This window comes from Haloarcula sp. K1 (assembly GCF_001647155.1).
GTDB classification, from domain to species: Archaea; Halobacteriota; Halobacteria; order Halobacteriales; family Haloarculaceae; genus Haloarcula; species Haloarcula hispanica.
Map to the genome: position 1 here is coordinate 312651 of NZ_LRHL01000034.1, position 20020 is coordinate 332670.

The 20020-nt window shown below is 64.2% G+C and carries 17 protein-coding genes; 5 read left to right on the forward strand and 12 right to left on the reverse strand.

The window, feature by feature from the left end:
• The 7 genes from AV929_RS12190 to purH all read right to left on the reverse strand — a co-directional run bounded on the left by AV929_RS12190 (position 1) and on the right by purH (position 9016).
• On the reverse strand, positions 1-1494 hold the full coding sequence (locus tag AV929_RS12190; RefSeq protein ID WP_064288376.1) for a globin-coupled sensor protein: 1494 nt from the start codon (positions 1492-1494) through the stop codon (positions 1-3).
• Between the two features lie 185 nt (positions 1495-1679).
• Positions 1680-2318: a class I SAM-dependent methyltransferase gene (locus AV929_RS12195; RefSeq protein WP_064288377.1), complete on the reverse strand. Its 639-nt coding sequence runs from the start codon at positions 2316-2318 to the stop codon at positions 1680-1682.
• Positions 2319-2384: 66 nt separating this feature from the next.
• Positions 2385-4856, reverse strand: a complete 2472-nt coding sequence (gene folP / locus AV929_RS12200) for a dihydropteroate synthase (RefSeq protein ID WP_064288378.1) — start codon at positions 4854-4856, stop codon at positions 2385-2387.
• A gap of 117 nt (positions 4857-4973) precedes the next feature.
• Positions 4974-5690 carry a hypothetical protein gene (locus tag AV929_RS12205; protein WP_064288379.1) on the reverse strand — a complete coding sequence of 239 codons (717 nt, stop codon included), beginning with the start codon at positions 5688-5690 and terminating at the stop codon, positions 4974-4976.
• A gap of 41 nt (positions 5691-5731) precedes the next feature.
• The gene (locus AV929_RS12210; RefSeq protein WP_064288380.1) at positions 5732-6271 is read right to left on the reverse strand and encodes a hypothetical protein; all 540 of its coding nucleotides are present in this window, start codon (positions 6269-6271) and stop codon (positions 5732-5734) included.
• A gap of 36 nt (positions 6272-6307) precedes the next feature.
• Positions 6308-7294, reverse strand: a complete 987-nt coding sequence (locus tag AV929_RS12215) for a formate/nitrite transporter family protein (protein ID WP_064288381.1) — start codon at positions 7292-7294, stop codon at positions 6308-6310.
• Positions 7295-7435: 141 nt separating this feature from the next.
• On the reverse strand, positions 7436-9016 hold the full coding sequence (gene purH, locus AV929_RS12220) for a bifunctional phosphoribosylaminoimidazolecarboxamide formyltransferase/IMP cyclohydrolase (protein WP_064288382.1): 1581 nt from the start codon (positions 9014-9016) through the stop codon (positions 7436-7438).
• A gap of 145 nt (positions 9017-9161) precedes the next feature.
• Between purH and AV929_RS12225 the strand changes: the two genes are divergently transcribed.
• From AV929_RS12225 to AV929_RS12245, 5 genes are all read left to right on the forward strand, one after another.
• The gene (locus AV929_RS12225; RefSeq protein WP_004963012.1) at positions 9162-9716 is read left to right on the forward strand and encodes a hypothetical protein; all 555 of its coding nucleotides are present in this window, start codon (positions 9162-9164) and stop codon (positions 9714-9716) included.
• A 248-nt stretch (positions 9717-9964) separates the two neighbouring features.
• Positions 9965-11032: a zinc-dependent alcohol dehydrogenase family protein gene (locus AV929_RS12230; RefSeq protein WP_064288383.1), complete on the forward strand. Its 1068-nt coding sequence runs from the start codon at positions 9965-9967 to the stop codon at positions 11030-11032.
• 133 nt (positions 11033-11165) lie between these two features.
• Positions 11166-12548: an adenylosuccinate lyase gene (gene purB, locus AV929_RS12235; protein WP_064288384.1), complete on the forward strand. Its 1383-nt coding sequence runs from the start codon at positions 11166-11168 to the stop codon at positions 12546-12548.
• A 91-nt stretch (positions 12549-12639) separates the two neighbouring features.
• A complete protein-coding gene (locus tag AV929_RS12240) occupies positions 12640-13947 on the forward strand; it encodes an MFS transporter (RefSeq protein WP_064288385.1) in 1308 nt (435 codons plus the stop codon).
• A gap of 89 nt (positions 13948-14036) precedes the next feature.
• Entirely contained in the window at positions 14037-14681 is a 645-nt protein-coding gene (locus tag AV929_RS12245) for a phosphoribosyltransferase (protein ID WP_064288386.1), read from the forward strand.
• Between the two features lie 16 nt (positions 14682-14697).
• On the opposite strand, the gene AV929_RS12250 is transcribed toward AV929_RS12245, so the two are convergent.
• The 5 genes from AV929_RS12250 to AV929_RS12270 form a co-directional block, all read right to left on the reverse strand.
• Positions 14698-15825, reverse strand: coding sequence for a M20 family metallopeptidase (locus tag AV929_RS12250; RefSeq protein ID WP_064288387.1), 1128 nt, complete (start codon positions 15823-15825; stop codon positions 14698-14700).
• Entirely contained in the window at positions 15825-17060 is a 1236-nt protein-coding gene (lysA, locus tag AV929_RS12255; protein ID WP_064288388.1) for a diaminopimelate decarboxylase, read from the reverse strand. Before lysA ends, AV929_RS12250 begins: the two co-directional genes overlap by 1 nt.
• Before the next feature lie 189 nt (positions 17061-17249).
• The gene (locus tag AV929_RS12260) at positions 17250-17786 is read right to left on the reverse strand and encodes a Tfx family DNA-binding protein (RefSeq protein WP_080510081.1); all 537 of its coding nucleotides are present in this window, start codon (positions 17784-17786) and stop codon (positions 17250-17252) included.
• Positions 17787-17850: 64 nt separating this feature from the next.
• Entirely contained in the window at positions 17851-18222 is a 372-nt protein-coding gene (locus AV929_RS12265) for a hypothetical protein (RefSeq protein ID WP_014039866.1), read from the reverse strand.
• A gap of 1 nt (position 18223) precedes the next feature.
• Entirely contained in the window at positions 18224-19750 is a 1527-nt protein-coding gene (locus AV929_RS12270) for an aldehyde dehydrogenase (RefSeq protein WP_014039867.1), read from the reverse strand.
• Positions 19751-20020: the final 270 nt, after the last annotated feature.

The window sequence follows — 20020 nt, forward strand, 5'->3', positions numbered from 1 at the left end:
TTATTCCGTGTCGGTATCGAGCCGGCGCGCGGTCTCGGCCACGTCCCGAATCTTCGCCGTCTGTTCTTCGTTCGTCGCCGCGAGGTCGTCCAGTTGTGCCGTCATGTCGTCGATGCCGCTCGACAGTTCGTCGATCATGCTGGCCACCTCCTCGGTCGACGCCGCTTGGTCGTCGGTGGCCGCCGAGACCTCCTGGATGCCCTGTGCTGCCTCGTTGACCGCCGACACGATCTCTTCGAGTTGTTCGGCCGCCGTCTCGACCTGATCGATGCCCTCCGTCACCTGCTCTGTCACGGTTTCGAGGCTCTCGACGGCGTCGACGGTCTCGTCTTGGATCTCTGTGACGGTGTCCTCGATCTGGTTCGCGTGTTCCTGTGAATCTCCGGCGAGCGTCTTGATTTCGTCGGCGACAACGGCGAACCCGTCGCCCGCCTCGCCGGCGCGTGCGGCCTCGATAGACGCGTTCAGCGCGAGCATGTTGGTCTGGTCCGCGATGTCGTTGATCACCTCGACGATGTCGTCGATCTCGTCGGCCTGCTCCCGGAGGCCGGCGATGTCTGTGGAAACCGTATCGACAGCGTCGTCGACGTCGTTCATCATGGCCGCGGCCTGCTGTGCGGCTTCGTTCCCGCGTTCCGCCTTTTCCTCGGCCGATGTGCTGGTACTCGCGACTTCTTCGGCGGTCGAGGCGATCTCCTCGATGGTTGCGCTCATATCCGCGACCTCGCCCGCCACCTCGTCCATCGACTCGGACTGTGTCTCGGCTGTGTCGGTGATTTGTTGGTTCGTCTGGGCGACCTCCTCGGCTGAGGCGCTCAGTTCGTCGATGGGCTGCTGGAGTCCGCTCTCGACCTCCTCCATCAGCGCCTGCTGGTCATCGATTGCCGATTCCAGACGCTGGCTGTACGAGTCGATGTAGGTGTCCATCGCCACCTGCTGGTCGAGGTTGAGGAGTTTGAACACGGACAGCGCCCGCGATTGCATCTCTTCGAGTGCCTCGTCCCGGGCGGCGTCGCCCGACTGTAGGTCCTCGACGATTGTCCGCAGGAAATGTTCGAAGTAGATGCTGTAGGCCCCGAGATAGATCTTCGGGCCGAGGTCGAGCATGTCGTGAATCTTCCCGATACGGGCCCGGTTCTCGAAGTACTGTTTGTCGTAGCTCCCGGCGACGAGGTCGCGGAGGTACTGTGACTGTGTGTTTTTGAGCTGGTCGACCGACTTGGTGGACCGCCCGAAAATCTCGATGGTTTCGTCGAACGATTTGAGGTGATCGTAGAAGTCGTCGACGACAGATTCGGCCCGGGCGTTCGTCTTCGCTTCCATCGCGGTCAGATTGTCGACGTCCGACTCGTCGAATCCGGTGAACTCCTTCCGCCAGCGTATCTCCCCGGCGTCCAGTCCGATACGATCGGTAAGCGTTCCGCCGTCGACCGCTTTTCTGTCAGAAGAACTGATGCGCTCTCGGGAGTTCTTACTCCCGTCCCGTAATTCCATGGCGGACCTCCACCGATACAAACCTTATATGTTCGCTCCCGATTTTCATTGTTGAGAGATATCGGGAATAATCCCCCCAATATAGTGGGAAAATTGCTTGTGCCGCCCAGGCCTAACGCACCGAACAACTGCCCGAGTAGTCCTGGTTATAGAACCCTTCTCCACACGAACGCAAGTCCCCTGATTCAGTTGTGACCCGGCAGTGTCTCGCTGTCCTCCGGTTGTGCCCGGAATATGGCGAAGGTCCCTCCGAGTTCATCGTCGACCGGTTCGACCGATTCGACGCGAAAGCCGGCTTCCGTCAGTAGATCTGCGCTACGTTCACGACCGTGGAAACTCCAGGCCATGGCGGTGCCGGTATCCAGCCAGTCGTCGTTCGTGCCTTCCCATGGGTCGTCTCCTAGCGCGGCCAGGAGTTGCCCGCCGGGCCGGAGCACGCGCTCAAATTCGGAAAAGACAGTGGCGTGTTCGTCCTTTGGAACGTGGATGACGGCGTGGTAGGAGACAACAGCGCCGAACGTATCGTCAGCGAACGGGAGCGTCGCCAGGTCACCACGGACCAGTCCATCGGAGTCGACAGTATCACGAGCGGTACGGAGCTGTTCGGCTGAGATATCCAGTCCGATGGTATCGTGCTGATCGGCGAGCACTTCCATTGCCGGCGTACCCGCACCACAGCCCGCATCGAGGACGCGACTACCATCAGGGAGGGCCGCTGCAAGCGATTCGACAAGGGCCCGTTCGCGACCGTTCCCGTCCCGCTTCTCGGCGTAGGTACTCGCAATCTCGTCGTACCCCTCGCGGACAACGTCTCGCTGATCCATACCAGCGGTGCTCGGTGGTGGCGTAAGTGCTTTCGGTCCGGTGGAATTACGGACAAACAGCGCCGCTCAGTCCTCGAATTTCTCCGGGTTCTGAGCTGCCTCAGCGACCCGAACCGCGGCAACGTTCTCCGGGACGTCGTGGACGCGAACGATGTCGGCCCCCCGTTCGGCCGCCAGCGTCGTCCCGGCGATGGTCGCCTCCAGACAGTCGCCCGCTTCCTGTCCGACCAGCCCGAACAGGGACTTGTGGGAGTGCCCGACCAGGATTGGACAGCCGAGTGCCTCGAACTCCGGAAGTCGGTCGAGCAGTTCGAAGTCCTCCGTGGCAGCTTTCCCGAAGCCGATGCCCGGGTCGACGATGATCTGGTCTCGGTCGAGTCCGGCCTTTTCCGCGAGCAGGACGCGCTCTGTCAGTTGGTCGATGCAGTCCCCCACCACGTCGTCGTAGTGGATGTCGCTGTCGGGGTCGACCGGCGTCTCGATGGAGTGCATCACGACCACCGGCACGTCGTACTCGGCGGCGACGAGGCGCATCTCGGGGTCTTCGAGGCCAGACACGTCGTTCAGGATGTCTGCCCCGGCGTCGAGTGCTGCCCGCGCGACGGGTGCTTTCCGCGTATCGACGGATATCGCGACATCCAGCTCCGAAAGCGCCTCGATGACCGGCACCACGCGGTCGATCTCCTCCTCGGCCGGGACCGGTTCAGCACCGGGCCGGGTCGACTCCCCGCCGATATCTAGGATGTCCGCACCGGCCTCAACCATCCGCTCGGCGCGGGCGACGGCATCCTCGACGGCATTGTACTCGCCGCCGTCGTGGAAGGAGTCCGGAGTGATATTGCAGATACCCATGACGGCCGTCCCGTCGTCCCAGGGATACGCTGCCGACGTGTCGGGCTCGGACTGTTGGATGGACAGCGCCCCCCGCAGTTCGTCGGCGAACGACGCGAGCCCGTAGGGCTGGCCGTCCAGCTTCTCCGCGAGGCGCTTGTACTGGGCCATCGTCGCCATCATGACCACGTCGGTTGATTCCTCCTCTTGGCCGTCCAGCCCAGAGACGGCACATTCGCCGCCCAAGGACAGCAGTTCCTCCTTGAGGTACTGGGCCTGTCGCGGCTGGACGCGGGTACGCAGGACGCGGTGGACGCCCTTCCCCCGCATCCGCCAGGCCCCGGTATCGGTGACGTGGGCGCTCTCGATGGTCTCGCGGGCCTCGGCCAGCGAGTCGACCTGCTTGGGAATCAGCGAGCGCGACCAGCCGGTCCGGGCCTCCCGGACGGCGTACAGCGACCCGGTCACGAGGACCGCATCACCGGAGTCCGCGGCGTTGAGTGCGATATCGAGCGCCCCGGATACGTCGTTTCGCGTCTCGATGGTGGCGTCGGTCGCGTTCTCAACGGCGGTCGCGACGACGTGGTGAGACTCCGCCCGGTCGACGTTGGGCTGGCAGGCGACGACGTGGTCCGGGGCCGGCAGCGCCGCGGCGATGCGCTCGTGGTCCTTGTCGACCATCGCGCCGACGACGACGTGGAGGTCGTCGTAGTCGAACGACGACAGCGTCTCCGCGGTGCGCTCGATGCTTCCTGGGTTGTGTGCCCCGTCGAGGACGACCAGCGGCGACTCGTTCATCACTTCAAACCGACCGGGCCAGTGGGCGTTTCGCAGGCCGCGTTCGAGATCGGACTGCGAGACATCCGCGACCTGCCGGCACAGTGTGGCTGCGATTCCGGCGTTCTGTGCCTGATGCGCGCCCAGCAGCGGGAGGGAGGTATCGACGCTCCAGTTCGGGCCGTCGACCGAGACCGACCCCTCCAGCCCCTCACGACCGCCGTAGTTCACGGATATATCGGCCTCGCTCTCGGCCGGGTTCTGGTCTGTCTCGACGGCGCTCCCAACGGTCACGACATCGTCGGTGAACTCGCGGACGGCCGCGAGCGCGTCGCCTGTCGTTCCGGTCACCAGCGGATTGCCGTCCGGGGCGACGTGGGCCTTGTCGTGGGCGATTTCCTCGACGGTGTCGCCCAGGATGTGGGTGTGTTCGAGCGTCACGGACGTGACGGCGCTTGCGACCGGATCGACCACGCTCGTGGCGTCGTATCGGCCGCCGATACCGACCTCCAGCACTGCCACGTCGACGTCCTGGCGGTCGAACTCCCACAGCGCCATCGCAGTCATCGTTTCGAAGAAGGTGGGCGAATCATTGGCCGCGCCCTGCTCGGTCACGTACGCCTGAACCGATTCGACGAACTCGACGAGCGCGGCCTCGGAGAGCTTCCGGCCGTTGATCCGGATTCGCTCGCGCACGTCGTCGAGATGCGGGGACGTGTACAGTCCGACATCGAGGCCTGCTTCCCGCAACGTTCGTTCGACCATCCGCGCGGTGGACCCCTTCCCGTTGGACCCCGCAATCTGGACGCAGCGAAGCCCCTCCTGTGGGTCACCGAGCGACGATAGCAGGTCCTGCGTGGCATCAGTACCGGGTCGCGAGGCGAACCGGCGCAACTCGAAGAGGAAGTTCGCGGCCTCGTGGAACTCCATGGTCGGGCTATCGGAGCCGCTCGCTTTAGCCTGTCGGACTGTTGCGTGTGTCCGGCGCGAAGACGCCCCGAACAGCCTGCTTACCCAACTGGTCTCCCACTGGCCTGCCGGCGACAGTTACGCCTGGTCGCTACGCTCGCGCGTGGCCCACCGACCGAGCGCGCTCGACAGAATCAGGAACGCGGCACCCAGCAGCGGTGCCGGGTCGATCTTCGCTTCCGGTCGCTCGTCCGTGTCCGTCTCAGTGGGCTCCGTCTCCACTTGTTCCAGAGTGTCCGTCTCGGTCTCTGACTTGGGAGCGCCAGATAGCTCCGTACCCGTCCCAGTATCCTGCCGCCGGGACTCGGACTCAGTCCGTGGCATCTCTGTGGCCAGCGACGTTTCCTGCGCCTCTGGAGCCGGCGTCTCCTCGGCGTCTTCTACCGCTGCTGTCGGCTCGAACTCCGTCTCGGCCGGTGATGGCGTGTCGACGCTCGGTTCAGCCGGTGGTGGCGTTTCGTCTGGACGTTCCGTGGCCCATTCCGACGCGTCCTCGTCGGTGCTCCTGGCATCGGTTCCATCAGCGTTGCGGCGGCGGTACCACCAGAGCCCAGCCGTTGCCGCGCCGAGCGCGATGAGGGACAGCCCCGTGCCGAGCAGCCCCCACTGTCGCCACAGCGACCCGAGGCGGTCCGTGAGACTGGGGCCGGAATCCTCGGCCCCGTCCGGCCCCGCCGGTCCCGGTGATGGGCCAGTAGTGGTATCGTCGACAACGGCGACGCCGGGAACGGCGTCGAGCGCCGAGGCGATGGCGTCTCGCTCCACCTCGACTTCGAGAAACGTGGGTGCGTCCATACGTGACCCGTCGTCGGGCGACTATGTAAAACCCGCTCAGGCTATTCCCGGGCGGGCTCGTACTCGGTGTCGGTCGCCGCGGTCCGCGGTAGGTCGGTCTCCATGTCGACGGCGTCCAGCAGTTCAGAATCCGGGTTCTCTGACTCGCCGAGAAGCGCCTGCAGTTCCCGCTCGTACTCGGCCTCGGAGAGGTCTCCCTCGACGTACCGGCGCGTCAACGCCTCGTGTCGCTCCTTGACTGTCGGCTCCGGCGGCGCGAACACGTCGGCGAGGCCGAGCGACGCGAGCGGTGGCACGACTGATTCGAGACGGGTGAGCCCACCAGCGACGCGCTGGCTCTTCGGCACCGACGCCAGCCGGGCCAGCGCACGGACCAGCGCGACCGAGAAGACGATGTCAACGCCCACTAGGAGCAATGTGCCAAGCAGGAACCCGGCGAAAGTCTGGATGACCGCGCCGCCGCCGAGAAGCGCCCCGACTGTCGCGACGACACCGACGATTCCCAGCCCGACAGCGCCCAGCGTCGTCAGAACGACGGCGGCAAACAGAAGCAGCAGCCGGTTATCTCTCACCCAGTTCACACCAACGATAGCCGGAGGCCGTTGAAATGGTTTGTGTCAGCGCTCGTTCTCTCGCGACTCCGGATCGCTTTGGGGAATTTCGTCGGTCGCCGGCACGTACGAGCGGCCCGAAGCGGACCACCCGCCCCAGATCCACTCCCGGATGGTGAGCTGGCGCTTGGACCCCTGATCTCGCGCTGTTTCGAGCCGCCGTTCGGTCGTATGGAAGTAGTTGACGACGGTCACGAGCACGACGCCGCCGACGGAGTTGCCGAGAAGTACCGGCAGGACGAACTGCCAGAGGCCGACAGACAGCGCCAGCTCGCCGATAAACACGAGATAGAACATCTCCGTCGCGGAGACGACGACGTGATAGAGGTTTCCGAAGGGAATCGCCAGGAAGGCGATGTAAATCAACACGAGCCGGGAGATGCTGTCCCGTAGCGAGTAGTCGACCCAGACGACGCCGGCGACGATGAGGCCGGCGAACACCGCCTTCGAGAACAGCGTTAGCTGTGAGGTCGCGATAGCTTTCTGGGCGAAGCCGGCGGCGGCCGCCGCCGCGTCGTCGGAGAGAACGTCGGTCGTCGCCAGCGCGAGCGCGCCGAGCATCCCGCCGAAGAGGTTCGAAATCAGGACGACGACCCAGATACGGAGCAGCGACGGGATGCTCGCCAGCCGTTCGAGGACGAGCGCGACCGGTGGGAGTGTATTCTCCGTGTAGAGCTGATAATCTCCAAGAATGATGAAGACAAACCCGAGTGGATACAGGAGCGCGCTCAATATCGGGTCGCCGCCGGTTTTCGCGTACAATGACGCATACAGCATGAACGTCACTGTGATAGCGAACCCGCCCGCGACGCCGGCGAAGAACATCTCGCGAGTCCCGACTGTCACCTCCTCGTCGGCCGCGACGATGATGCGCTGGAAAATCTCGTCCGCGGAGAACCGGTCACGGATGACACTCCCACCCGCCGGGGCACCGCTCCGAGAGACGTCCACAGCATCGCGGACAGCTTCCTCCCTGTCGTTGTCGTTTGCCATCGGGAGCGGGTTCTAAAGCCTCGACAAAACCTCTTTCGTTGCCGGCTACCGGTTGCGCTGCGGTCCCGCTCAGTCGTGCCGGAACCACCGATAGACTCGTGCCACTCGTCTACCGAGGCTCAGACACGCTCTCGCTACCGCTCAGTCGTGTCTGAACGACCGCTGCCCGGTGAACACCATCGCCATGTCGTGTTCGTCCGCGGCCTCGATGACGCTCTCGTCGTTCTTCGAGCCGCCGGGCTGGATAACCGCCTCGATGCCGGCGTCGGCGGCCGCCTCGATGCCGTCCGGGAACGGGAAGAAGGCGTCCGAGGCCATCACCGCGCCCGCGGCGTCCTTCCCCTCGGCGTGCTCGTCGGCCTTCATCGCGGCCAGCCGGACGGCGTCGACCCGGGACACTTGCCCCATGCCGATGCCGACCGTTTCCGTCCCGTCAGCGAAGAGAATGCCGTTGGACTTGACGTGTTTGAGCGTGTGCCAGGCGAACAGCATCGACTCGATCTGCTCGTCGGTCGGCTCGCGCTCGGTGACGACTTCAAGATCGTCGACTGAGAGGTGCTGGGTGTCCCGCTCCTGAACGAGTCGGCCCCCAACGAGGGGCTTTTCGGTCAGGCTGTCGGTGACCTCGAAGTTCTCGTTGACATCCAGCACGCGGAGATTCTCCTTCTCGAACAGTACATCGAGCGCGGCGTCGGTGTAGCCGGGCGCGACGACGACCTCCTTGAAGGAGTCGATGATCTGCTCGGCGGTGGCGGCGTCGCACTCGCGGTTCAGCGCGACAATACCTCCAAAAGCGCTCATCGGGTCCGTCGACAGTGCCTTCTCGTAGGCGTCGGCCACGGAATCGGCAGTCGCACAGCCGGCCGGGTTGGTGTGTTTGATGACCGCCGCGGCGGGCTCCTCGAACTCCTTGATGAGGTTCAGCGCGCCGTCGGCGTCGTTGTAGTTGTTGTACGACAGCGCCTTCGCACCCTCGTTGAGCTGGTCGGCGTGGACGACGCTGGCCTCCGAGACGGTCGTGTCAGTGTACAGCGCGGCGTTCTGATGGGGGTTCTCCCCATAGCGCAGACTCGATGCGAGGTCATCCGAGACGATGCGGCGGGCAGGGAAGTCTCCGCCCTCGTCGCCCTCTACTGAGACCGTGCCTGCATCCCAGTCGATGGTGACGCGGTCCTCGGCGAACCACTCGATGACGCGCGGGTAGGCGGTGAACTCGCCTTCATAGAGCACGCGCTCTTTGAGACTGTCCTCGTCGTCACCTTCGAAGACGGGAATCGGTTCCTGCGTGACGATGGGGCCGCCGTCGACGCTTTCATCAAGGACGTGGACGGTACAGCCCGTCACCTTCACGCCGGCGTCGAGGACCTGCTCGTGAGCGTTCGCCCCGGTGAAGTTCGGCAGCAGGCTTGGGTGGACGTTCAGCGCGGTCGGTGTCTCGTCGAGGAACGTCTCGCTGAGGACGCGCATATACCCGTCCAGCGTGACGAGGTCGAAGTCGTACTCCGAGAGGGCGTCGAGGACGCGCTCCTCGTGGGACTCGCGCGACTCGTCCGCGTCGTGCTCGACGACCTCGGTCGGGATGCCGCGCTCGGCGGCTGCTTCGAGCACCGGCGCGTCGGCGTCATTGGTCAGAACGACGGCGAACTCCGCCCCGCCCGGGGCGCGGTCCGCGATGTTCATGAGATTTCGGCCGCGGTTACTGGCCATACCGGCGAGTTTCATGTGGGACTGACCGACCGGACCGTGCAAAGTTGTTGCGAAACCCCCGGCCGGCCTGTGGCGTGCGACCGAGCCACATTAGCTATGTCTGTATTCTCGGCGTGTACCGGTTCGGTGCGCATTTGTAGCCCGCCGCCAACTCGCCCGTATGGCGAAGCTACGGTGTCAGCGCGCGGGTGCGGTCGCCGCCGTCGGTGGTGTCGTCTGGGTTGGCTGGGCCGTGGTGCTGTCCGCGACCGGTCAGACCGAAATGAGTACCTCCATCCTCGCCGGAACCGCCCTCTCCGCACTCGGTGTCGTAGCCGGTCACTATGCCATTGAGGATTTCTACGGCGCACGGATGAAGCGGCCAGGGACCATCGGTGCGTGGGCCGGCGGCCTCGGCGGCCTCGTTTTCGCCGTCGGACAACTGGTCCGCCTCCTCTCCGGTGGTGGCGAGGCGGTCATCGCGGTCGGCGTACTCGTGCTGGTCAGCGGGTCGTTACTGGTCACCGTCGGTCTCGTCAGGACGCGCATCCAGCCGCCGTGGCTGGGCGTGTTGCTTGGCCTCGGGACTATCGCGTTCCTCGGGTTCGAAGTCCAGCCAGCGGCGGCAACCGTCTACGGCCTCGCGTGGGTCGCACTTGGACAGGACCTCTATCGCTTTGACCCACCGGATGGCCGCTTTGGCGATGCCGACGGCGACTACGGCTGGCTGAGTTGAGGATTGGCCGGCTAGCGGGACCATCTCTTCGCTCTCTGTCGAAAGTATTTCGATGTGGACGAAAATATGGCTACTTGATATGTGTCATCGGCTTCGGCAGCAGCGGCAGTTATTTGAAATTATTCTGGACTTAGATTGACGCAGCCGAGTAACCACAATATCAGGGGTGCGGACCTCCTCGCTCGCGAAGATATTGTAGCTCAAAAACCATAATATTCATTAGTAAGATATCCTATGTTAATAGTGTAATGCAAGCAGTACTACTAGAAGAGTTTCAGGAGCCGCTAACAGTACAAGAAGTCGAACGCCCCGAACCGGAGCCGGACGGTGCCGTCGCCGAGGTCATCGGCTGTGGTATCTGTCGGTCCGACTGGCACTGCTGGCAGGGGGACTGGGACTGGTTCGGGTACCGGCCTGACCCGCCACACGTCCTCGGTCACGAGCCGACAGGCCGGATTGTCTCTGTCGGCGAAGACGTCGAAAACATTGAGGAGGGACAGGAGGTCGCCATCCCGTTCAACTTCGCCTGTGGGAGCTGTGATCTGTGTCGGAACGGACGCGAAAACATCTGTGAGAACCACATCGGCCTCGGGTTCATGAATCAGGCCCCCGGCGCGTTCGCCGAGGAGGTCCACATTCCCAACGCCGACCTCAACGCCGTTCCGCTCCCGGACGGTATCGACGCCGAGTCGGCCGCCGGGATGGGCTGTCGGTTCATGACCTCGTTCCACGCGATGGCCCACCGCGCACCGGTCAGTGCCGGCGACGACGTGGTCATCCACGGCTGCGGTGGCATCGGGCTCTCGGCGGTCCACATCGCGAACGCCCTCGGCGGCAACGTCATCGGAGTCGACCTGATGGACGAGAAACTGGAGCGCGCGGAAGACCTCGGCGCTGTCGCCACCGTCAACGCACAGGATGTCGACGACCCCGCCCAGGCGGTCAGAGACATTACCAACGGCGGTGCCGACGTGTCCGCAGACGCGCTCGGTATCGCAACGACCTGCCAGAACGCGGTGAACTCGCTCCGCAAAGGCGGCACGCACGTCCAGATCGGACTGACCACCAGCGAGGAGGAGGGAATGGTGTCGCTCCCGACCGACGAGTTCGTCGCCAAAGAAATCGACTTCAAGGGCTCACTCGGCCTCCAGCCGTCGCGGTACAGCGAAATGCTGGACATGGTCGAGTCGAGCAAACTCGACCCGACAGCGCTGGTCGAAAAGACGGTCGACATCCACGGGGTCCCCGACGAACTGGCCGCGATGAGCGACTACAACACGGTCGGCATCCCGGTCTGTAACGAGTTCAGCAACTAACGACTCGGCCTCGTTTTTTACCCGAACCCCTGCTCTAGACCCGTTTTGCTTCCCATCCGTGTGTCGCTACTGCACCGCGTCGCGGTTGCGGGAGAACGACACGCTTTTTCGCGCCTCCCGCGCACACTCGGGTATGACCGAGAGAGGGCCACTGGCCGCTGTTTCGCCGCTCGACGGCCGATACGCCCGCTACACCGAGCCGCTCGTCCCGTACGCCAGCGAGCGGGCGCTGATGCGCGCCCGTGTCGAAGTAGAAGTCGAGTATCTAATCGCACTTGCCGACCTCGACGCCACGCCGCTGTCAATCGACGACGACCAGCGGGCGACGCTCCGGGCGCTGTACGAGGCGTTCGACGACGAGGACGCGGACATCGTCAAACAGCTCGAAACCGAGGGCTACGGTGAGTACGCGGCGACCAATCACGACGTGAAGGCCATCGAGTACTTCATCCGGCTGGGGATGCCCGACGACCTCGACGCCGCCAACTGGATTCACTTCGGGCTGACCAGCGAGGACGTGAACAACCTCGCCCAGCGGCTGCTCGTCAAGCCCGCTGCCGAGGAGGTGCTGGTGCCCGAACTCCGCGAAATTCGGGATACGCTGGTCGAGATGGCCCACACCTACGCCGACGTGCCGATGCTCGCCCGCACGCACGGCCAGCCCGCGACGCCGACGACGTTCGGCAAGGAGATGGCCGTCTACGCCTCGCGGCTGGGCCAGGCCATCGGTCGGGTCGAGCGGGCCGCTGAGGGCCTCTCCGGGAAACTGGCCGGCGCGTCGGGAACCTACGCGGCTCACGTCGCCGCCTACCCCGACGTGGACTGGCCGGCCTTCGCGGAGTCGTTCGTCGGGGACCTCGGACTGGACCACGAACCGCTGACGACGCAGGTCAACCCCTGTGACGACCTCGCGGTCCTGTTTGATGCGCTCCGGGGCGCGAACAACATCCTGCTCGATCTCGACCTCGACGTGTGGCTGTACGTCTCGGACCGCTATCTCGGCCAGGAAGCCGTCGAGGGTGAGACGGGGTCCTCGACGATGCCCCACAAGGTCAACCCCATCGACTTCGAGAACAGCGAGGGGAACCTCTCGAAGGCGAACTCCGACCTCCACTTCCTCGGCGACTACGTCACGAACTCCCGGCTCCAGCGGGACCTCTCGGACTCGACGGTCAAGCGCAACATCGGGGCCGCCTTCGCCCACTGTCTCATCGGCTACAGCAAGTGCCAGAACGGGCTGGCGAAGGTCGTCCCCAACGAGCAGGTGATGCGCGACGACCTCGCCGCGACGCCCGAAATTATCGGCGAGGCCGTCCAGACGATTCTCCGGCGCGAGGGGTACGCCGACGCCTACGAGCAGGTGAAGAAGGCTACGCGGGGCCGTGAGGTCACCATCGAGGACTTCCACGACATGTTCGCCGACCTCGACGTGAGCGACGAGGTGCGGGCCGAGCTGGAAGCGCTGACGCCGGCCGACTATACGGGCATCGCTGCGCAGCAGGCCGACGGCATCTGAGGGGCGCTGCCTGGCCGACGCCGTTTTCGGGTCGACGTACCACCGCGGCGAACGCAACTATGAGGGGCGTGGCCGCCTTCGAAAGCAGTAGATGGTCCTCGGTACTGACACGCGAGTCCTGACGCTCGCGTTCGCCCGGATGGCAGACGCACTGGGCAACTCGTTTCTCATCATCGTGCTGCCTCTGTACATCGCTGGCGGGCAAGTGTCGCTGGCAGGTATCGCCGGTGAGCAGGTCCTCGGGTTCACGCTCCGGACGGAGACGCTCATCGGCCTGGTGCTCTCCCTGTTCGGCCTGCTGAACAGCTTCGGCCAGCCCGTTACCGGGCGGCTCTCGGACCGGACCGGTAAGCGCCGGATTTTCGTCCTCACCGGGCTGGTGCTGTTCGCTATCGGCAGCACGGCCTACCCGTTCCTCTCCTCGTACTGGACGGTCCTCGCCGCGCGGGCGTTTCAGGGACTCGGTGCGGCGTTCACGATTCCGGCGACAGTCGCACTCGTCAACGACTACGCGGCGAGTGACGCCGAGCGCGGCGGGAACTTCGGCGTGTTCAACACTTTCCGGCTCATCGGCTTCGGGTTCGGGCCGATAATCGCCGGCGTCGTCATCACCGGCGGACTCGCCGCGAACGACGTGGTGACCTACCGATTCGCCGGCACCGCGATATCCGGCTTCACCGCCGCCTTCGCCATCGCCGTGCTGGGCGCTGTCGTGAGCTTCGTCCTCGTGTGGGCCCTGATTCAGGATCCACCGGTCGATGCCGAAGCGGGCAAAGACCTCTCGATAGCGATTCTGGACCGAGAGGGGGAGGGGCTCGATTCAGTGTTCGTCCTCGGCGTCGGCACGTTCATGATGGCGACCACTATCGCGCTGTTTGCCACGCTCGAAGGACCGATTCGGATGCGGCTGGACGAATCGACGCTGTTATTCAGCGTCCAGTTCGCCGCCGTCGTCATCGCGAACGTCGTCTTTCAGGTGCCCATCGGCCGAGCGAGCGACCGGTTTGGTCGACGGCCGTTCATCGTCGCCGGGTTCGTCATCCTTGTTCCGTCGGTGTTCGCACAGGGTGTCGTGACAGGCCCGTGGAGCATGCTTCTGGCGCGGTTCGTCCAGGGCATCGCCGTTGCGCTGGTGTTTGCCCCGTCGCTCGCTCTTGCCGGTGATCTGGCCGGCGCGAGAGGGTCCGGGACGACGCTGTCTGTCCTGACAATGGCGTTCGGTCTCGGCGTCGCTATCGGGCCGCTGGCGTCGGGCCTGCTGTACAACTTCGGGTCGTTCAGCACGCCCTTCACTGCCGGTGCCGCGCTCGCGTTTGTCGGTCTCGTTCTGACGTACACACAGGTCGAGGAGACGCTGGCCCTCGGGCAGGAACCCGACCAGCCGACACCCCAGGACTGAGCCGGTGACGCAGCCACCCGCTCGGTCGGCCGCCAGCCCGGTGACGACTGACCGGAATGATTAGGATGTACGATTCCGTATAGTGTGGTATGTTCACAGACCGCTCGGATGCGGCGCAACAGCTCGTGGCCGCGCTGCGCCGGCGGGATGTCGTCGGCGATATCGTCGTCACGCTCGCACCGAACGGCGTCCCCGTCGGCAACGTGGTCGCTGACGCGACCGGGCTCCCGATGGATGTCATCGTCATACAACGTATACGCGCTCCAAACCACCCTGAGCTGACTATCGGAGCCGTCGCGCCGGGGGGCTTCTCGTGGATCAACAGCCCGATGATGCGGTTTCTGGACGTGAACTGGGAGTACGTTCAGGAAGCGAAGACACACGCGAGCGACACCGTCGAGTCGCGAGCGGTCGACTACGGCGAGACATGGGGGCCGCTTGACGTGGCTGGCAAGCGGGTTCTGCTGGTCGACGACGGGATTCCGACGGGTGCGGCGATGCGCGTCGCGACACAGCGCCTGCGGAAAGCGGGTGCCGACGAGGTTATCGCCGCCGCCCCCGTCGCGCCGCCGGACGTGCTCGACGAGGTACAGCGGTGGGCCGACGATGTCGTCGTCCCGCTGAAACCGGCGGCGTTTCAGGCGACTTCGGACTACTACGAGGAGTTCGACAGCGTGACAGACGAAGACGCAACCACGGCGCTCTCCGACCTCGTCCAGCGGCGGTCGGCGTAGGTCGTGACTTTCCGACTCAGACCAGCCGTTCGACCGTCTCCCGCACGGCTCGCGCGGCCGTCCGAACCTCCGAGAGACGGACGTACTCGCGTTTCGAGTGGGCGACAGCACCCATCTCATCGCTCAGGTCGCCGGGACCGAACACCACGGTCGGCCCGTTGCTCGCGAAATACGAAGCTTCCGTCGCGGCCCCGAACTGCCGGACCCCGCCGCCACTTGCTTCCTGCAGCGTGCGGACCAGTTCTGCGTCGGTGTCGGTCGCGAACGCCTCGGGGAACGGCGTATCCGGGCGGATGAGGTCCACGGTGAGGTCCATCGACTCCGGGAGCCACTGTTCGAGGTGGGCCTGCAGGTCGGCACAGAACGATTCGCTCGTCTCCGGCGGGACGCTCCGCCGGTCGAACGTGATGATACACTCTGCCGGGACCTGATTGGTCGCCTCGCCGCCCTCCACCATCGACGGGGTGAGGATGGGGTAGCCGAGCGTCTCGTGTTCGCCGGGGCCTTTCTTGTCGTCATACGACTCCATCGCCTGCAGAACCGGCGCGGCGGCCCGAATCGCGTTGTGGCCGCTGCCGGGGTCGGCGGCGTGGGCGCTCTCGCCGTGAATGGTGACCGTGCCCTCAAACTGGCCGCGAGCGGCGGTACACACGTCGAGGCCGGTCGGTTCGCCAACGATGTAGCCGTCGGCGCCGACTGTGTCTGCAAGGTGTGCGCCGCCGGTCTGTGTCGTCTCCTCGTCGGTAGAAATCGCCAGTGTGACCCGGCCGTCATCGGGCGTCACGGTGAGGAACGCATCCAGCAAGGCCGCGAGCGGGCCTTTCGCGTCACAGGCCCCGCGGCCACAGACGATGTCGCCGTCCCCATCGCCGCCGGTGCCATCGACAGTCTCGTCTGGCCCCGGCGGCTCCGTCCGCCGCTCGTAGGGCAGATGCGGCGGCACGGTGTCGATGTGCGTGTTGAGCAGGATATGGGTCCCGTCGGTATCGCCACGGGACGCGACGACGTTGCCGAGGTCGTCCACCTCCGGGTACTCCCCGGCGTCTTCGAGCGTGTCGACCAGTAACGAGCGCATGTCGTCGACGCGCTCGTGTGACGGCGTCTCGACGGCCTGCCGGTGGAACGAGGGGATGTCGAACGCCATTACCGCTCCATGCGGGTCACGTCCGCCAGTGTCTCCCGCTCGCGGACGACTCGCGTCTCGCCGCCCTCGAAGGCAACTTCTGCCGGCCGTGGCTGGGAGTGGAACTGGTTCGCCAGCTCGTAGCCGTACGCGCCGGCGTTGCCGATTGCCAGCAGGTCAGTTCGCTCGGGTCGAGCGAGCGGTCGGTCAGTGCAGAACACGTCGGCGCTCGTACAGCAGGGACCGCCGACCGACACCGGTTCGGCCTCCCGCTCCGGCGCGGTGACGTTCCGGATCGGGTGGTAGGAGCCGAACATTGCCGGTCGGATGAGTGTTGCCAGCGAGGCGTCGACGCCGACGACGGTTGCCGCCGGCGTCTCCTTGACCGTGTTGACCTCCGTGAGGATGCACTCGGCGTCGGCGACAACGTACCGGCCGGGTTCGAGTTTGACCTGCGCGTCGAGTTCCCCAACCGCCTCGCGGACCCTCTCGCCGACAATCTCCATGTCCAGTGGCTCGACGTCTTCTCGGTACGGCACGCCGAAGCCGCCGCCGAAGTCGACGAAGTCCAGTTCCGCGCCGTCGGCGATGACTTCTCGGCCCATGTCGGCGACCTTCCCGATGGCCCGACAGTGGTCGTCGAGGTCGTCGTGAAGGACGCCGCTGCCGGCGTGGGCGTGCAGGCCGACGAGGTCGAACCGCTCGCGCACATCGGCCGCGACCTCGGGCACCTCGTCGTAGGGAATGCCGAACTTGGCGTCTTTCCCCGTCGCGACCTTCTCGTGGTGGCCCGTCCCGATACCGGGATTGATGCGGATGGCGACCCGACCGTCGTAGCCCCGCTCTTCGAGGCGGTCGAAGGTGTCCCGCGCGCCCCCCGTAATCGTCAGCCCGGGGTGCTCTGCCGCCAGTTCGACGGCACGGTCGAGGTCGCGGTCCGGCGGATTGACGGCCGTGTACTGGAGCGTGTTCGGGTCTGCGCCGGCGTCGATAGCCCGCTGGAGTTCCCCCCAGGCCGCACACTCGATGTCCGCGCCCGTCTCAAGCAGTTTCGACAGAACGGCCTGTCCGGTGTGGGCCTTCGCGGCGTACATGACATGGGCGTCGGGGAACGCCGCGGCGAATCGCTCGTAGTTCTCGGCGACGCGGTCGAGATCAACGACGTACAGCGGCGTGCCGTGCTCGGCAGCCACCGCCTCCAGACGCTCGTGGTCCCAGTCCGCGAGGCGGCGGACCGGCGGCGAGTCGTGGCTCATTGGGGAAACCACGGTGTCGGCGGCTAACAAGGGTTCCGTTTCGATACACACAGCGCCCCAACTGGCCATCTCTCTATCGGGCGACGGTCGGATGCGGACGGTGCTGCGCAACAATCGTCTGTCGGCGCGTGAGGACACACCGGTATGTGAGCCGTGCCTGCCGATTCGAGCCAGCAGTACTGTTCCCGGTTACTCTGTGCGTTCTGTCGACCGTTCTCGAACGTGTACGACACCGTCGTTTGTCACATCAATGCGGAGTGGCACCTGCACCGTGTCCTGCTGAATCGCACCATCGACGGCGTCATCGACGAGTTGCAACAGATTTGAGGAGCCGTAATTGACCTCGACACCGGCCTCATCACAGGCGGCGTACACCGTTTGCGGAACATCGTAGATGTCGGTCCCGACTGCAATGTCGACACGAACCGGTGCAGTCAGGGTGTTCGCGAAGGCGACTGTCTGGCGTGCCTTCTCGACGTTCTCTCTCGCATTCCGCTCTATGCTCGAAATATTCGCGCGTGACGTGCCGAGCAACTCCCCGATATCGCTCTGACGGACATCGTTTTCGCGGAGCGCAAGTACCTCCGCTTGCCGGCGCGTTAGCACGCTCTCGTCCGCATCAAAGCCGACAGCAGCGAGCAGTTCGTCCGGGTCGATTCGTTCATCCATAGCCACAGGTCGGTAGCTGGACTGAAAACAACGTTGTTGCCAGCCGCGAGCGGCCATCCCTGGCCGTACTAAGTAAGGTGGACTGACCCTGAGCGACAGCACAGACTGCTGACTGCCGAGTTCACTGTTCGGTAACGGACACAGCGCCTGGCGACTGCCAGCGGGTCACGTCGCCGCTTGGGTGGCGTGCCATGACAATCGATTCGGCGTCGTGTGACCGGGCGAACCGCTTTACCATGGCCGTTTCGGTGAAGTCATCCGGGGCATCGATATACACACGTCTGGTCAGCCCATCTGTATGCAGTGACACCCATCCGGCCAGCGCCAGTTCGGTTTTGGGGTCTCGTGTCCCCGCAGCAGCGTCGGGCACCACTGCCCGGAACAGCCGCTCGTGCATCCCTGACGGGACGACGTATTTCGTCCCGTCGGGGGCGATGGACACGTTGGCGGCTTCAATCTGTCCGGGAGGGACTTGCGGGAACGGGACGCTCACGTCAATCGAGTGAAATATTCACCGTCTTCGTCTGCGTGTAATGTTCGATCGTTTCCTCGCCGATCTCTCGACCGATTCCCGACTGCTTGTATCCGCCGAACGGCTGGCCTGCCGGGAAGTCGTTGTAGGTGTTGACCCAGATGTTCCCCGCTTCGATGTCTTTTGCACACTGGTGCGCCTTCGAGAGGTCTTCTGTGAGGACTCCTGCTGCGAGACCGTAGTCGACATCGTTAGCCAGTTCCATCATCTCATCGTACTCGCTCCAGCTGAACACTTCCTGAACCGGGCCGAAGATTTCTTCCTGGACCGGTTTGCTGTCGTGGTCAATCTCGTCAATAAGTGTCGGCGCGACGAAGCAGCCATCCGAAAGGGCTTCGTCGTCCGGCTGACTCCCTCCGGTGACGAAAGCGGCTCCTTCCTGTTCTGCCTCCTCTATGTAGCCCAGCGTCCGCTCGACCTGCTCTGCGGTCACTTTCGGGCCGAGGTCTGTCGCCTCCAGCAGTGGGTCATCTACAGTTAGGTCCTCGGCTGCAGCCGCAAGCTCATTCAGGAACTCGTCTTTGATGTCTTCATGGACGAACAACCGTGACCCGGCACAGCAACACTCACCGGTGTTAAAGAAGATTGCCGTAATCGTCGTCTGGACAGCCTGTTCCAGGTCTGCATCGGGGAACACAATGAGTGGACTCTTTCCGCCCAGTTCCAGCGTCACGTCGGTGATGGTTTCGGCGGCGCTTTGCATCACTTTACTCCCGATTTCTGTCGATCCAGTGAACGCTAGCTTCCGGATGTCAGGGTGTTTCGAGAGCGGCTCCCCTGCCTCCGGACCGAACCCGGTGACGACGTTAACGACGCCGTCGGGAATCACATCTTCCGTAATTTCCATCAGTTTGAGAATACTCAGCGGCGTCTCCTCGGCAGGCTTCAGTACGACGGTGTTACCGGCCGACAGCGCCGGGGCGAGCTTCCAGGCCGCCATCAGCAACGGGAAGTTCCACGGGATTATCTGTCCAACAACCCCATACGGCTCCCGGAGCGTCTGGACGTGCCGGCTGTCGTCAGTTTCAATGGTCCGTCCCTCGCCCGACCGAGCGAGACCTGCGAAATACCGGAAGTGGTCGATAACGAGGTCAATATCGATCCGAGCCTCGCTAATCGGTTTCCCGTTATCTAAACTTTCGAGCTTCGCGAACTCCTCGCTGCGCTCCGCAATGGCATCTGCGATACTATCCAGCATTGCCTGGCGTGCGCCTGTAGACATATCGCTATACGTCTCGTCGTAGGCGTCCCATGCGGCCGCAACTGCACTGTCAATATCCTCCGCAGTGCCGGCTTGCACTTCCGCAAGCGGTTCACCGGTTGTCGGGTCTATCGTTTCGAATGTCTTCCCGGCGCTACTCTGGACCCATTCCCCACCGATGTACAGTTCCCGCCGATCCGGCAGCACCTCGTTTGCCGCCTGTTCGTGACGCTTCTTTATCGCTGACTTCCGCTCGGTTGCGCTCTGCTGCTTGCTGTCACTAGACATATCTACGGCAAATATTTCATGCTATCAATACTTAAAGTTTCAGGGTGGTGTAGCCAGTAGCGATTACAAAAACTCAGAATTCGGCCAAAAAGAAACCACTATAGGTTTCACCCCACCTAATACAGTCCTAATACACGCTCGATATGTCGCCTGTGAGACCGCTGGAGAGCGTCGTCAGGAACCGCTGTCGTCTTATAACTAAAATCACATACCGATACAGAAACGCTCGTTTCGGTCCAGTCCCAGAGGCCGATGTCCACGTTTCGAGGG